Origin of the sequence: Phenylobacterium sp. (assembly GCF_020402505.1) — a bacterium.
GTDB lineage: Bacteria > Pseudomonadota > Alphaproteobacteria > Caulobacterales > Caulobacteraceae > Phenylobacterium.
Genome location: NZ_JADBZL010000183.1, coordinates 1 through 12,553 on the forward strand (window position 1 = coordinate 1; position 12,553 = coordinate 12,553).

General features: G+C 69.8%; 8 protein-coding genes. 2 read left to right on the plus strand and 6 right to left on the minus strand.

Translation table 11 applies throughout. The features are described from left to right. Window positions 1–178: 178 nt before the first annotated feature. Window positions 179–2,038 (minus strand): DNA mismatch repair endonuclease MutL, encoded by a 1,860-nt coding sequence (gene mutL, locus IM632_RS12450; RefSeq protein ID WP_296552411.1) that lies wholly within the window; start codon window positions 2,036–2,038, stop codon window positions 179–181. A 22-nt stretch (window positions 2,039–2,060) separates the two neighbouring features. On the opposite strand from mutL, the gene IM632_RS12455 reads away from it, so the two are divergent. Then, entirely contained in the window at window positions 2,061–3,131 is a 1,071-nt protein-coding gene (locus tag IM632_RS12455; protein WP_296482144.1) for a TraB/GumN family protein, read from the plus strand. Between the two features lie 38 nt (window positions 3,132–3,169). Here IM632_RS12455 and IM632_RS12460 read toward each other — a convergent pair whose 3' ends face one another. Continuing rightward, window positions 3,170–3,904 (minus strand): transposase, encoded by a 735-nt coding sequence (locus tag IM632_RS12460; protein ID WP_296482148.1) that lies wholly within the window; start codon window positions 3,902–3,904, stop codon window positions 3,170–3,172. A 433-nt stretch (window positions 3,905–4,337) separates the two neighbouring features. Between IM632_RS12460 and IM632_RS12465 the strand changes: the two genes are divergently transcribed. Further along, window positions 4,338–5,036, plus strand: coding sequence for a hypothetical protein (locus IM632_RS12465; protein ID WP_296482151.1), 699 nt, complete (start codon window positions 4,338–4,340; stop codon window positions 5,034–5,036). Window positions 5,037–5,475: 439 nt separating this feature from the next. Here the strand turns inward: IM632_RS12465 and IM632_RS12470 are convergent, their stop codons facing one another. The 4 genes from IM632_RS12470 to ileS form a co-directional block, all read right to left on the minus strand. Further along, window positions 5,476–6,036 carry a DUF3035 domain-containing protein gene (locus tag IM632_RS12470; protein WP_293515007.1) on the minus strand — a complete coding sequence of 187 codons (561 nt, stop codon included), beginning with the start codon at window positions 6,034–6,036 and terminating at the stop codon, window positions 5,476–5,478. Between the two features lie 109 nt (window positions 6,037–6,145). Then, complete coding sequence (putA, locus tag IM632_RS12475) at window positions 6,146–9,256, minus strand: bifunctional proline dehydrogenase/L-glutamate gamma-semialdehyde dehydrogenase PutA (protein WP_296518151.1); 3,111 nt, start codon at window positions 9,254–9,256, stop codon at window positions 6,146–6,148. A 162-nt stretch (window positions 9,257–9,418) separates the two neighbouring features. Then, a complete protein-coding gene (lspA, locus tag IM632_RS12480; protein ID WP_296482156.1) occupies window positions 9,419–9,922 on the minus strand; it encodes a signal peptidase II in 504 nt (167 codons plus the stop codon). Then, on the minus strand, window positions 9,915–12,553 hold a 2,639-nt coding region (ileS, locus tag IM632_RS12485; RefSeq protein WP_296552412.1), incomplete at its 5' end, for an isoleucine--tRNA ligase. The genes ileS and lspA, both read right to left, overlap by 8 nt.

Consider the following 12,553-nt stretch of genomic DNA (forward strand, 5'->3'; position numbering starts at 1 on the left):
CCGGGCGAAGACCACCCCGCCCTCAGCCTCGATCTCGCCCCCGGCCCGGCTGGCGACGTGGACCTTCGCGCCGGGGATGCGGGTCAGGAACTGGTGCGGGCCTGTGAAGTCCAGCTGGGTCAGCCCCGGGAAGAGGGCGAAGACGATATGGAAGGGGGGACGGCTCATGGCGTGGCTCCTACCTGCGCCCGAACAGGCGCTCGATGTCGGACAGTTTCAGCTCCACCCAGGTGGGACGGCCATGGTTGCACTGGCCGGAATTGGGGGTGGCCTCCATTTCGCGCAGGAGGGCGTTCATCTCGGCGGCGGTCAGGCGCCGGCCGGCCCGGACCGAGCCGTGGCAGGCCAGGGTCGAGCAGACCTCCTGCAGGCGTTCGCGCAGGGAAAGGGCCTGCCCCGTCTCGGCCAGGTCGTCGGCGATGTCGCGGACCAGGCCCGCCGCGTCGGTCTCGCCCAGCAGGGCCGGAATCTCGCGCACCAGGACGGCGCCCGGACCAAAGGACTCCACGACCAGACCCAGGGCCTCCAGCTCCTCGGCCCTCGCCGCGACGCGCTCGGCCTCGGCGGGGTCCAACTCCACCACCTCGGGCAGCAGCAGGGCCTGGCGAACGACCCCGCCGGCCTCCAGTTGCGCCTTCATCCGCTCGTAGACCAGGCGCTCGTGGGCGGCGTGCTGGTCCACCACCACCAGGCCGTCGCGGGTCTGGGCGATGATGTAGGTAGCGTGGACCTGGGCCCGGGCCGCGCCCAGGTGCTGGTCGATCGCCTCGGCCTCGACGGGGACTTCGGCATAGTCGAACGGCGCTCCCGGATCGGCCAGGCCGGGCGCCGGTTCGGCCCGGGCGGACAGGCCCTCCAGTCCGGGCAGGACGGCGCTGCGTCCCGATCCCGCCGTCGGGTTCCAGCCCCCCATGCGCCAGGCGGAGAATTCCGCTGCCGAGGGCCCCGGCGTGAAGCCGCCGAGCCCCTGTGGGCGCAGGGCCGACAGGGCGGCTTCGGAGTGGGTGGTGGCGCTGCGGTGGGCGGCGCCGGCCAGGGCGTGCCTCAGCCCCCCCACCACCAGGCCGCGGACCAGGGCCGGGTCGCGGAACCGCACCTCGGCCTTGGCGGGGTGGACGTTGACGTCGACGGCGTGGGCGTCGACCTCCAGGTAGAGGGCCGTCACCGGATGCCGGTCCCGGGCCAGGAAGTCGGCGTAGGCGCCGCGCAGGGCGCCCTGCAAGAGGCGGTCGCGCACCGGCCGGCCGTTGACGAACAGGTGCTGGTGCGAGGCCGTCCCCCGGTTCAGTGTCGGCAGGCCGGCGTATCCCGTCAGCCGCACCCCCTCCCGCTCATGATCCACCGCCAGGGCGTTGTCGGCGAAGTCCCGGCCGAGAATGGCCGACAGTCGGGCCAGCCGCCCCTCCGGCCCCGGCGTCTCTGCGGGCAGGCGAAGGACGGCGCGGCCGTCGATCTCCAGGCTGAAGGCCACCGCCTCGTGGGCCATGGCCTGGCGCTTCATCTCCTCGGCGATGGCCTGGCTCTCGGCCCGTTCCGACTTCATGAACTTCAGCCGGGCGGGGGTGGCGTAGAAGAGGTCGCGCACCTCGACCCGGGCGCCGTGCGGGCCCGGGAAGGCCGCCGGGGCGGGCCGCCCGACCGCGCCGCCCTCCACTGTCAGGCTCCAGGCCTCCGCCGCGCCCCGCGCCCGGGACGTCAGGGTCAGGCGGGCCACGGAGCCAATGGACGGCAGGGCCTCGCCCCGGAAGCCCAGGGTGGCGATGTTGAGGAGGTCATAGTCGCCGGCGGCGTCCGGGGCGAGCTTGGAGGTGGCGTGGCGCTCCACCGCCAGCAGGAGCTCGTCGGGGGTCAGCCCGGAACCGTCGTCCTCCACCAGGATGCGCGACAGGCCTCCGCCCTCCACCTGGACCGCGATGCGCCGGGCGCCGGCGTCGAGGGCGTTTTCCACCAGCTCCTTGACGGCGCTGGCCGGGCGTTCGACCACCTCACCGGCGGCGATGCGGTTGACCGTTTCGGGGGGCAGGCGTCTGATGGTCATGAGGGGTCCTGCGGAAGGCACCATGTTAGCGCGATTCCGGAACCGTCGTCCGACCGTCTGCAGAGCGTCGCGGGAGCGTCCCGGCGCCCTGCGCCCCCTCGTCGCCCTGGGTGTCGCCGCAACCGTCGCCCTGACCTTAGGGCGCCCCGTCCCCCTGGCGGCCCAGAACCTGCCTCCGGACCCCGACGCCGCTCTGGTCGACGAACTGGTCGTCACCGCCCGCTATCCCGGTCCGGCCTTCTGGCGGGTCAGCCGGGGCGAGGCCCGGGTCTGGGTCCTCGGCGTGCCTTCCCTGGCCCCCAAGCGGCAGGAATGGGACCGCCAGCTCTTCGAGCGCTACCTGTCCGGCGCGGGCCAGGTCATCCTGCCCTTCAACGGCCTCAGGGTCCGGCTGGCCGGAAGCCCCGGGGCGGCGATCAGCTATCTGAGGCTGCGGTCCGTGCGGCCCTTCGAAGCGGGACTGGCGCCGGCCGAGCGCGACCGCTTCGCCGCCGCCCGCAACGCCATCGGCCAGCCGCCGGGCCGCTATCCCACCCAGAGCCCGCTGGCCGCAGCCCTGATCCTGGCCGGGGATTGGCGCGAGCGCCATGATCTGACCCCCACCGACCCCACCAAGCTCATCCGCCTGCTGGCCCGGCAGAGGGGCAAGGCGGTGGTCCAGCGGACCTACGACCTCGGCCCCCTGCTGGGCGCGGTGACGCGGACGCCGGAGCCGGCGGGACGCGCCTGCCTGGAAGCGGTCCTGGCGGAGGTGGAGGCCGGTCCGGAGGCGATCCGCGCCGCCTCCCGCGCCTGGGCCCGGGGCGACGTGGCCGGCGCCCTGGCCGCCGAGCGGACCTGGGAGCGCTGCATCGCCGCCGCCCCCGGCGCCGCCGCCTTCGACGCCCGGGTCAAGGCGGACCTGGCGAGTGACATCCGAAGGGCCCTGTCGACGCCGGGCTCGGACATTGCGGTCGTTCCCCTGCGCCCCCTCCTGTCGGAAGGCGGGGTGCTGGACCGCCTGCGCCGGGAGGGGTTCACCGTGGAGACGCCCGACGACATCCGCGCGGCGGATGAAGCCGATGCAGCGGACGCTGCGGACCCGGGATCCTGATCTGCATGACTGAGGTTGCGCAGGGACAGGCGACTTCCCTAGTCTCCGAAAACATCCTCGGAGGGTTTCGGTGACACTGTATGAAATAGATCCTCACTCAAGGCATCGGGACTTTTCGCCCCCGGCTTGGGGCCCCGCCTTCCAGCCGCCAGTTTACGCCCCGTCTGAGCTTCCAGCCCCTGGATCCAGTCCGCCGCCCCCACCGGGCGGCCCGTGGTCCTGAAGTTGAGCAAGGCGCGTGTCGCGGCCTCGTCCTCGGCGGCCTTCAGCAGACCTGCAAAGTCCGGAACCCTGGCAAGGATCGGCGCTGTGACCACCACCCCGTCATCCTTGCCCGTCAGGTGAGCCCGGGCGCTGGACCAGGGCCAGTCTCTGGCCCGCTTCACCAGGCCTGCCGCGACCGGGTTCAAGGCGAGATAGCGGGCGGCCGCGATCAGGTGACGCTCATCCATGGCCGTGGAGCTGAACCTGCCTTGCCAGAGGTGGCCGGTCAGTTTGAGCCTGGCATGGATGCAGGCGCTGTATCGGCGATGGGCTTCGGCAAAGGTCGCCCGAAAACCGTCCTCGTGGCCGGGCGTCATGATGAAGTGAACAGGGTTAGGCATGAGGCGCCAGGCCCAGATCTCTGTGCCCGAGGCCTTGGCGGCCTTGCTGATCAGGTCGAGATCGGCAGCGTAGTCCCCGTCATTGAAGAAGACCGGCTCCCGGTGATTGCCTCTCTGAGTGACCTGGTGCGGCAGGCCCGGGACAACGACGCGCGCAAGTCTGGCCATCAGGGGAGCTCCCTCGGGTGACGGCACTCAGTCGCTCAGGACTGGGGTTTCGTACAGTGTCACCGTAACACGCTCAGGGCCCGTCAGTTGGAGATGTTGCAGGAGCAGGACGCTGCCCGTCAGCGGGCGGCACAAGAGAAGGCGGCTCGTGACCAGTGGCTCGGGATGGTCTCCCAAGCAGTACTGGAAGGCCGCTGCTCGGACGCAAAGGAGATGGCCCTAAGGCAGGGAGGGCTGGACGTCGCTGACCAGGTCCAACGGGTCTGTGTTCCGCCTGCGCCCGTTAAAGCGCCGGCCCGCTCACCCTCCCCGGCGCACCGGGGCAGCTCTCGCTGTTCTAAGCGCAGGTCGTGTAGCGGCGTTGTTCGCTCAAAAGGGTTGCGCGCGCAGCGACCGACACCGCACTATCTGCGCATCATCGGGGGAGAAACGCATGTCCAAATTGTCGCTCACGCTCGCGCTTAGCGTCTCGACTCTGAGCCTCGCCGCTTGCGCCACGCCGACCTACAACTACCGCGCCGAGCAGACGGAAATCAGCGCCCCTCCGCTGGATACCGTCACCACCGCCTATGTCGGTGACAACATGGTGGAGCAAGGCAAGTACGAGGAGCTGGACGGCATCGCTCTACGCGAGCCGGTCAAAGTGGGGAGTATCGGCACCTACAGCTTCTCACCCGGCCACTATGTGAAGCGGGGGCAGAGTGCGCAGGGCGAGTTCTTCAATGCCAGCAGCCTGCCGGGCAGCGGCACCGTCCAAACCGGCGCGATCACCGATCCCTTCGAGTCGCTCCTGCTGGAGCCGAACGGTACGACGCTTTGCGGTGTCAGCGTATTCGGGGCGAAGGTCTGCAAGGACAGTGTGCCGCTGCGCCGCGTGAAAGTCCCGAACCTGACCGCCGACGCCTTCCAGCAGACGCTAATCTATAGCGGTAAGGTCGGCGACAAGATCAATGTCGGCTACCGGGAATTCTCCGGCAGCCAGGCCCGCCCGGCCTTCAACAACGATGTCGAGTACGATCTGCGGGAGTCGAAAACTATCGGCTACAAGGGCGCGCTCATCGAGGTGATCGAGGCGACCAACCAGTACATCAAGTACATCGTGCGGCGGAATTTCAACCCAACTGACCGCTAGGCGACTAACCCAGCCGCCTCGCCCGTAGGTGACAGCGGCTGGGTCGCGCCGCTGTCGTGATCAGCGGCCATGAATACTTCCTCCAAACCGTCGGTATAAGCAACCCCGTGTGCAAAGGGGAGTTACGGTGACACTGTATGCAATAGATCGTCACTCAAGGCATCGGGACTTGCTATGCGGCAGGCCTGGGACAACGACGCGCGCCAGCCGGGCTATCGGTAGAGCTCCCTCGGGTCACGGCACTCAGTCGCACAGGACCGGGGTTTCGTACAGTGTCACCGTAACCCCCGTAACCCGCGAATGCGGGCCGGAGGGGGTCTGCGGCGACGGGGTTTGACCCCCCTCACCCGGCTTCGCCGGGAGCTCCCCCTTGGGGGCGCAATTGAGCACAGTCATTCCCCCCGATCACCGGAGGTGGACCGGGCCTGCGTAGCGGAGGTTACAGACCCGGGATCTTGATCCGCGAACTGCGTTCCCGGGCGATGACCACGGTCTTGTCGCCGATCAGCGACTTGATCCGGGCCTCCTCGGCGGCGGGATCAATGGGGGCGGGCGCATTGTCTGCTTCGGCGGCGGCGGCGGCCGGGCTGCGCGGCTGCCCCGGCTTCCAGAACATCACGGTGTCGGCGAAGCTCTTCTCTTTGTGAGCGATATCGCCGTTCTCGTCGTCGACGACGAAGCGGATCAGCGGATCAGCCTTGTCGCCGCCGGCCTTGGCCACAAGCAACTTCTCTCCGTCCGAGCGGGTCTCGGCCAGGGACCGGCCGATCAGGGCGTTGCGGGCGGCGCTTTCAGGCTGCAGCTCCTGCGGGCGGGGCTGGCCAGGCGCCGGCGGACGCAGGGCGAAGTCGGGCGGCACCACCAGGGGCGCCTTGGAGACCACCCGGAACTCATCGGGGGTCACCTTGGTCATGCCCAGGGCCTGGCGCGTCGACTGGCAGCCAGCGAGGCCGGTCGCTCCGGCCAGGACGGCGATGACCGCGATGTGTTGGAACTTCATCAAGACACGGCTCCTCGGGCCGCCCCCGGCCACGTCCTCCAGATAGCGCAAAGCCCGCCGAGCGCCAACCGCCCTGAACGGATCCGCTTTCGGTTTGGCGTCATCCGGATCAGAGGTTGAGCAGGGCCGGATCGCCGCCCTGGGCCATGATGTTGACCGATATGACGCGCTCATTCGCAAACCGGTGCAGGGCGTGCGGTCCGCCCGCCTTGGGCCCGGTGCCCGAAAGACCGATCCCGCCGAAGGGCTGCACGCCGACGACGGCCCCGGTGATGGAGCGGTTGATGTAGATGTTGCCTGCGGGCACGCGCGCCTGGACTTCACGTGCGAAGCCCTCGATCCGGCTGTGAACGCCGAGGGTCAGCCCATACCCCCGCGCCGCAAGTCGCCGTGTGAACTCGGCCAGCTGATCCGGACGGTAGCGGCAGATGTGAAGGATCGGGCCGAACACCTCGCGCTCGAGAAAGTCCGGCGTCGGGACCTCCGCCAGGGTCGGGGCGAAGAAGCATCCCTGCGGAGGCGCGCCCTCATGGCGCGCCAGGACGACGGCGTCCCGGCGCAGTCGCTGAACATGCGCATCGAGGGCCGCCTGAGCCCGGGCGTCGATCACCGGTCCGACGTCGGTCGAAGGATCGGCAGGGTCGCCGACCCTCAGCGCGGCGAGGGCTCCCGTCAGGCCTGCGATGATATCGTCTGCGCTCTCGTGGGGTACGAAGAGCATGCGGAGCGCCGAACAGCGCTGTCCCGCCGACCCGAAGGCCGAGACGATGACGTCGTCGACGACCTGCTCCCGAAGCGCCGTGGTATCGATGAACATGGCGTTCAGGCCGCCGGTCTCGGCGATGAAGGGGATGATCGGACGGCGGTTCTGGGCGGCGGCGATGGCGAGGCTGCGGTGGATCGACCAGGCGGTCTCCGTCCCGCCGGTGAAGGCCACGCCGTCGATTCCCGGGTTGGAAACAAGAGATGCGCCGATCGTCGCGCCCGGGCCTGGCAGCAGGGCCAGAAGGCGAGGGTCGAGGCCCGCCGCGTGGAAGAGGCGCACGGCCGCCGCAGCGATCAGCGGCGTCTGCTCCGCTGGCTTCGCCACCACGGCGTTGCCAGCGGCCAGGGCGGCGGCGATCTGACCCGTGAAGATCGCCAGGGGGAAGTTCCAGGGGCTGATGCAGGCGAAGACGCCCCGGCCGAACAACTGCCACTGGTTGGTCTCGCCGACGGGTCCGGGGAGGTCCTGAGGCGGGCCGAACTCCTCCTCGGCCCGCATGGCGTAGTACCGGCAAAAGTCGACGGCCTCGCGAACCTCTGCGACCGCATCGTTGAAGGTCTTGCCCGCCTCGAGGGCCAGCAGGGGAAGGAGACGGTCCATCTCGTCCTCCAGCCTCTCGCCCATAGCCCGCAGCACCGCCGCCCGCGCGCCGCCGCCCGCGCGATCCCAGGCCGGCTGGGCGGCGCGCGCCTGGGCGATCGCCAGTTCCACGTCATCGGGCCCTGAAGAGGTGACGAGTCCGATAAGCTGATCAGGGCGCGCGGGCGCGAAGACCGCCACCGGCTGGTCCTTGCGAAGGACCCCCGCGATGATGGGGCCGGCTGTCGCGCGGCGGCCGAACTGGTCGGCGATGTGGCGCGAGTACCGGTCCCGCGCCTCGGCCTGGCTGAGGTCCCGACCGATCGGGTTGAGGCGGTTGGCCCCGTAGATGTTCCGCGGCAGCGGAAGCCGCGGATGGCGATCGGGGCAGGCCTCGACGAGCGTGACCGGATCCCGCGCCACATCCAGGGCGGGAACCGTCTCGTCCAGCAGGACGTGCACGAAGGAGCTGTTGGCGCCGTTCTCCAGCAGACGGCGCACCAGGTAGGGGAGGAGGTCCTCGTGGCCCCCCACCGGCGCATAGGCGCGAAGGGTCAGATCGCCGTAGGCCGCTTTCGCCGCCTCATAGAGCGCCTCGCCCATGCCGTGCAGACGCTGGTGCTCGATGTCGACACCCGATTCCTCCGCCATGTGGCGCACGGCGGCGAGGGTGTGGGCATTGTGCGTCGCAAACTGCGGATAGAGGTCGGGCGAGGCCTCGATCAGCGCCCTTGCACAGGCCAGGTAGGACAGGTCTGTGGCCGCTTTGGTCGTAAACACAGGGTAGTCGGGCATGCCCGAAACCTGGGCGCGTTTGATCTCGCTATCCCAATAGGCCCCCTTCACAAGGCGAACCATGATCCGGCGCCCGGACCGCCGGGCCAGATCTGCAAGGGCCTCAATCACCGAAACGCCGCGCTTCTGATAGGCCTGGACGACCACGCCCAGACCGCGCCAGTCGCCCAGTTCGGGCTCGTGGGCGAGCCGCTCGATCAGCTTGAGAGACAGCACCAGCCGGTCGGCCTCCTCTGCGTCGATTGCGAAGTTGAGGTCGTGACGGGCGGCGATCCGGGCCAGGGTTTTCAGGCGCGGGTAGAGTCCTGCCCACACACGGTTCTCCTGAGCGGCTTCGTATCTGGGAAAGAGTGCGGACAGCTTGACCGAAACCCCATGACCCCTCTCGGGGCCGTCGCCACCGGCGGCCCGGCCAACCGACTCGATCGCCTCGCCGTAAAGGCGGGCATAGCGTTCGGCGTCGGCTTCGGTGCGGGCGCCTTCGCCCAGCATGTCAAAGGAGCAGAGCATCCCTTCGCGCCGGGCCCGGCTCAACGCCTCGTCGATGGTCCGCCCCAGGACGAACTGCTCGCCCATGATCCGCACGGCGGCGGCCACCGCCTGACGGATGACCGGTTCTCCGGCCTTTGCGGTGAGGCGCTTGAAATAGCCGCCGAAATCGCGTCGGGCCTCCTCATCGACGTCGACAAGCCGGCCGGTCAGCATCAACCCCCAGGTCGAGGCGTTGACGAAGAGGCTGTCCGATTTGCCGAGGTGGCTGGCCCAGTCCGCCATCGAGATCTTTTCAGCGATCAACCGGTCACGCGTCTCGGCGTCGGGGGTTCGAAGCAGGGCTTCGGAAAGGCACATCAGGGCCAGACCCTCGCGGGTGCCCAGTGAAAACTCCTTGAGGAAGCTTTCCACCATTCCCAGCCTGCGGGCGGAGGCGCGAGCGCCTTCCACCAGGCTTGCGGCCTTCTCGACGAGGGTCCGGCGAGCTTCGATCGAAAGCGGCGCCCGGGCCAGCAGGGCGCGGATCACCCCGGCCTCCTCGGCGAATTTTCCGGCGTCGAGGTCGTCCCAGTTCCGCACTGGCGTCATGGCCTGCATCCTCTGAACGGACCGCCTTCGTCGAACAGGCGCACCCTGTTTTCAACCAAGGTTCGGTGGAGTTCCGATGACTCTTCAGGTTCGGGTCGTCCCGACACGGACGGCGTCCGCTGGCCTGAGTGGGTCCGCCAAGCGCCACCCACCGTCATGTCCTCAGCCCGCCGGGCGGTCATCGCGGCGGAAGGAGTCCGCCAGCATCAGTATGACGCCGATGGTGATGGCGCTGTCGGCGACGTTGAACACCCAGGGGAAGAACCCGAGGGCGCTGACATCGATGAAGTCCGCCACCGCGCCGAACCGGGCCCGGTCGATGGCGTTGCCCACGGCGCCGCCGATGATCAGGCCAAGGGCGGTTCCTAGCAGTCGCCGGTCCGCCCGGCGCGCCCAGGCGGCCAGGGCCAGGGCCACGGCCAGGGCGAACAGGGTCAGCCCCCATCGGACCAGGTCATGCCGGGCCTGGAGGAAGCCGAAGCTGACCCCCTCGTTCCAGACCATGGTGAACCTCAGCGGCCCGAAGACCGGCAGGGAGAACCGCGAGGGCAGGTCGAGGCCGTAGAGGATCCACGCCTTGACCGCCTGGTCGACGGCCAGCACGGCGGCGGCGAGGCCGAGGGCCAGCCGGCCGGCCGGGGTCACTGCGGGCGCCGCCTCAGACACGGCTCGAATCCCAGGCGGCGACGGCGTCGGCGTCGCGCAGGGACAGGTCCGGATAGCGCGGGTCCTGGCCCACCTCGGGCAGGATGCGCCAGGAGCGGGCGCACTTGCGGCCCTCGGCCCTGACCGGCTCGACCTCCACGCCGGGGACGTCGGCGAGGGTGAAGGCCCCCTCAGGTCCCGCCCCCGCGACCAGGGTCGCCTGGGAGGTGCGGAACACCTCCGCGGCGTCCAGGCCCTCGAAGGCCGCCAGCAGGCCGGCGTCGGCGACATGGATCACCGGCGCCGCCTCCAGCGGTCCGCCCAGGCGCTTTTCCCGCCGTTCGGCCTCCAGGGCGCCCATGACGACGCGGGTCACGGCCTGGACCTTCGCCCAGCGCTCGGCCTCGGCCGGATGGCTCCAGGCGGCGGGGGTGTCGGGGAAGATCCGCAGGCAGTTGGAGCCGGCCTCGGGGAAGCGGGTGGTCCAGGCCTCTTCCATGGTGAAGGGGATCAGGGGCGCCAGCCAGATGGTCAGCCGCTCGAAGACCAGGTCCATCACCGTACGGGCGGCCCGGCGCTTCAGGCTGTCGGGCCGGTCGCAGTAGAGGGCGTCGCGACGGATGTCGAAGAAGAGGGCCGACAGGTCGGTCTGGCAGAACTCGGTCAGGGGCCGGATCACGTCCTGGAAGGAATAGCGGCCATAGGCCTCGCGCACCTGGCCGTCGAGCTCGTGCAGGCGGTGCAGGATGTAGCGCTCCAGGGGCGGCATGTCGGCGGGATCGACCCGCTCGGCCTCCGAGAAGCCCGCCAGGGCGCCCAGCAGGTAGCGCAGGGTGTTGCGCAGCTTGCGGTAGGCGTCGGTGGTGGTGGCCAGGATGGTCTTGCCGATCCTCTGGTCCTCGGCGTAGTCGACCATGGCCGCCCAGAGGCGAAGGATCTCTGCGCCGGACTCGCGGATGACGGTGTCGGGCTCCAGGGTGTTGCCCTTAGACTTCGACATCTTCTCGCCGTTCTCGTCGACGGTGAAGCCGTGGGTCATGACGGCGTCGTAGGGCGCCCGGCCCCGGGTGCCAGCGCTTTCCAGCAGGGACGACTGGAACCAGCCGCGGTGCTGGTCGCTGCCCTCGAGGTAGAGGTCGGCGGGCCAGCGGGTGTTCTCCCGGCCTTCAAGGGTGAAGGCGTGGGTGGAGCCGGAATCGAACCAGACGTCGAGGATGTCCTCGACCTTCTCGAAGCGGGCCGGGTCATGGCCGCCGAGGAAGCTCTCCGGCGGGTCGGTGAACCAGGCGTCGGCGCCGCGCTCGGCGATGGCCGCCACGATGCGCCGGTTGACCTCGGGATCCACGAGGGGCTGGAAGGTCTCCCTGTCCACGAACATGGCGAGCGGCGCCCCCCAGGCCCGCTGGCGGCTGATCAGCCAGTCCGGCCGGCCCTCGACCATGGAGCGGATGCGGTTGCGCCCGGCCTCGGGATAGAAGGCGGTGGCGGCGATGGCCTTCAGGGCCGTCTCGCGCAGGGTGGCGCCCTTCAGCTCCGGCGTGTCCACGGCCTCGTCCATGCGGATGAACCACTGGGGCGTGTTGCGGAAGATGACCGGCGCCTTGGAGCGCCAGGAGTGAGGATAGGAGTGCTCCAGCCGGCCCCGGGCCAGGAGGTTGCCGGCCTCGATCAGCTTCTCCATGACCGCGCCGTTGGCGGGACCGAACTTGCCGGCCTTCTTGCCTTCGGTCTCCAGGACCTTGAGGCCGCCGAACAGGGCGACATGGGGCAGGTAGGCGCCGTCGGCGTCCACCGTCTCGGGGATCTCGCGGTGACCGTGGGCCAGCCACAGGAGGTAGTCGTCGACCCCGTGGCCCGGGGCGGTGTGGACGAAGCCCGTGCCCGCGTCGTCGGTGACGTGGTCGCCGTCCAGCATCGGTACGGCGAAGCCGTAGTGGTCGTCGAGGGCCGCCAGGGGGTGGCGGCAGACCATGCCTGAGGGGTCCACGTCCTCGACCCGGCGCCAGCGGGCGATCTTCGCGGCGGCGGCCAGGTCGGCGGCGCGGGCGTCGGCCACGATCAGGCGGTCGCCCGCCTTGGCCCAGGGCTCGAAGTCCAGCCCGGTCTCCATAGCCTCGACCTCATAGACCGCGTAGGCGATCTCCGGCGAGAAGGCGATGGCGCGGTTGGCCGGCAGGGTCCAGGGGGTGGTGGTCCAGATCACCACGCTGGCGTCGTCGGCGGCCTGAGGGCCCTCCACCACCGGGAACTTCACCCAGACGGTGGGGCTGTTGTGGTCATGGTACTCGACCTCGGCGTCGGCCAGGGCGGTGCGCTCCACCGGGCTCCACATGACGGGCTTGGAGCCACGGTAGAGCTGGCCCGAGACCACGAACTTGTGGAATTCGGCGACGATGGCCGCCTCCGAGGCGTAGTCCATGGTGGCGTAGCGGTTGTCCCAGTCGCCCAGGACGCCCAGGCGCTTGAAGCCGGCCTTCTGGACCTCGATCCACTGGGCGGCGTAGGCGCGGCAGCGCTCGCGGAACTCGGCCTTGGAGACCTCGTCCTTGCGGCGGCCCTGGGCGCGCAGCTCCTCCTCGATCTTCCACTCGATGGGCAGGCCGTGGCAGTCCCAGCCCGGGACATAGTCAACGTCGAAGCCCAGGGCGAAGC

Excerpts from the sequence above, each read along its gene's own strand:
- mutL (WP_296552411.1), bottom strand. The coding sequence starts at position 2,038 with ATGACCATCAGACGCCTGCCCCCCGAAACGGTCAACCGCATCGCCGCC.
- IM632_RS12455 (WP_296482144.1), top strand. The coding sequence starts at position 2,061 with ATGTTAGCGCGATTCCGGAACCGTCGTCCGACCGTCTGCAGAGCGTCG.
- IM632_RS12460 (WP_296482148.1), bottom strand. The coding sequence starts at position 3,904 with ATGGCCAGACTTGCGCGCGTCGTTGTCCCGGGCCTGCCGCACCAGGTC.
- IM632_RS12465 (WP_296482151.1), top strand. The coding sequence starts at position 4,338 with ATGTCCAAATTGTCGCTCACGCTCGCGCTTAGCGTCTCGACTCTGAGC.
- IM632_RS12470 (WP_293515007.1), bottom strand. The coding sequence starts at position 6,036 with ATGAAGTTCCAACACATCGCGGTCATCGCCGTCCTGGCCGGAGCGACC.
- putA (WP_296518151.1), bottom strand. The coding sequence starts at position 9,256 with ATGACGCCAGTGCGGAACTGGGACGACCTCGACGCCGGAAAATTCGCC.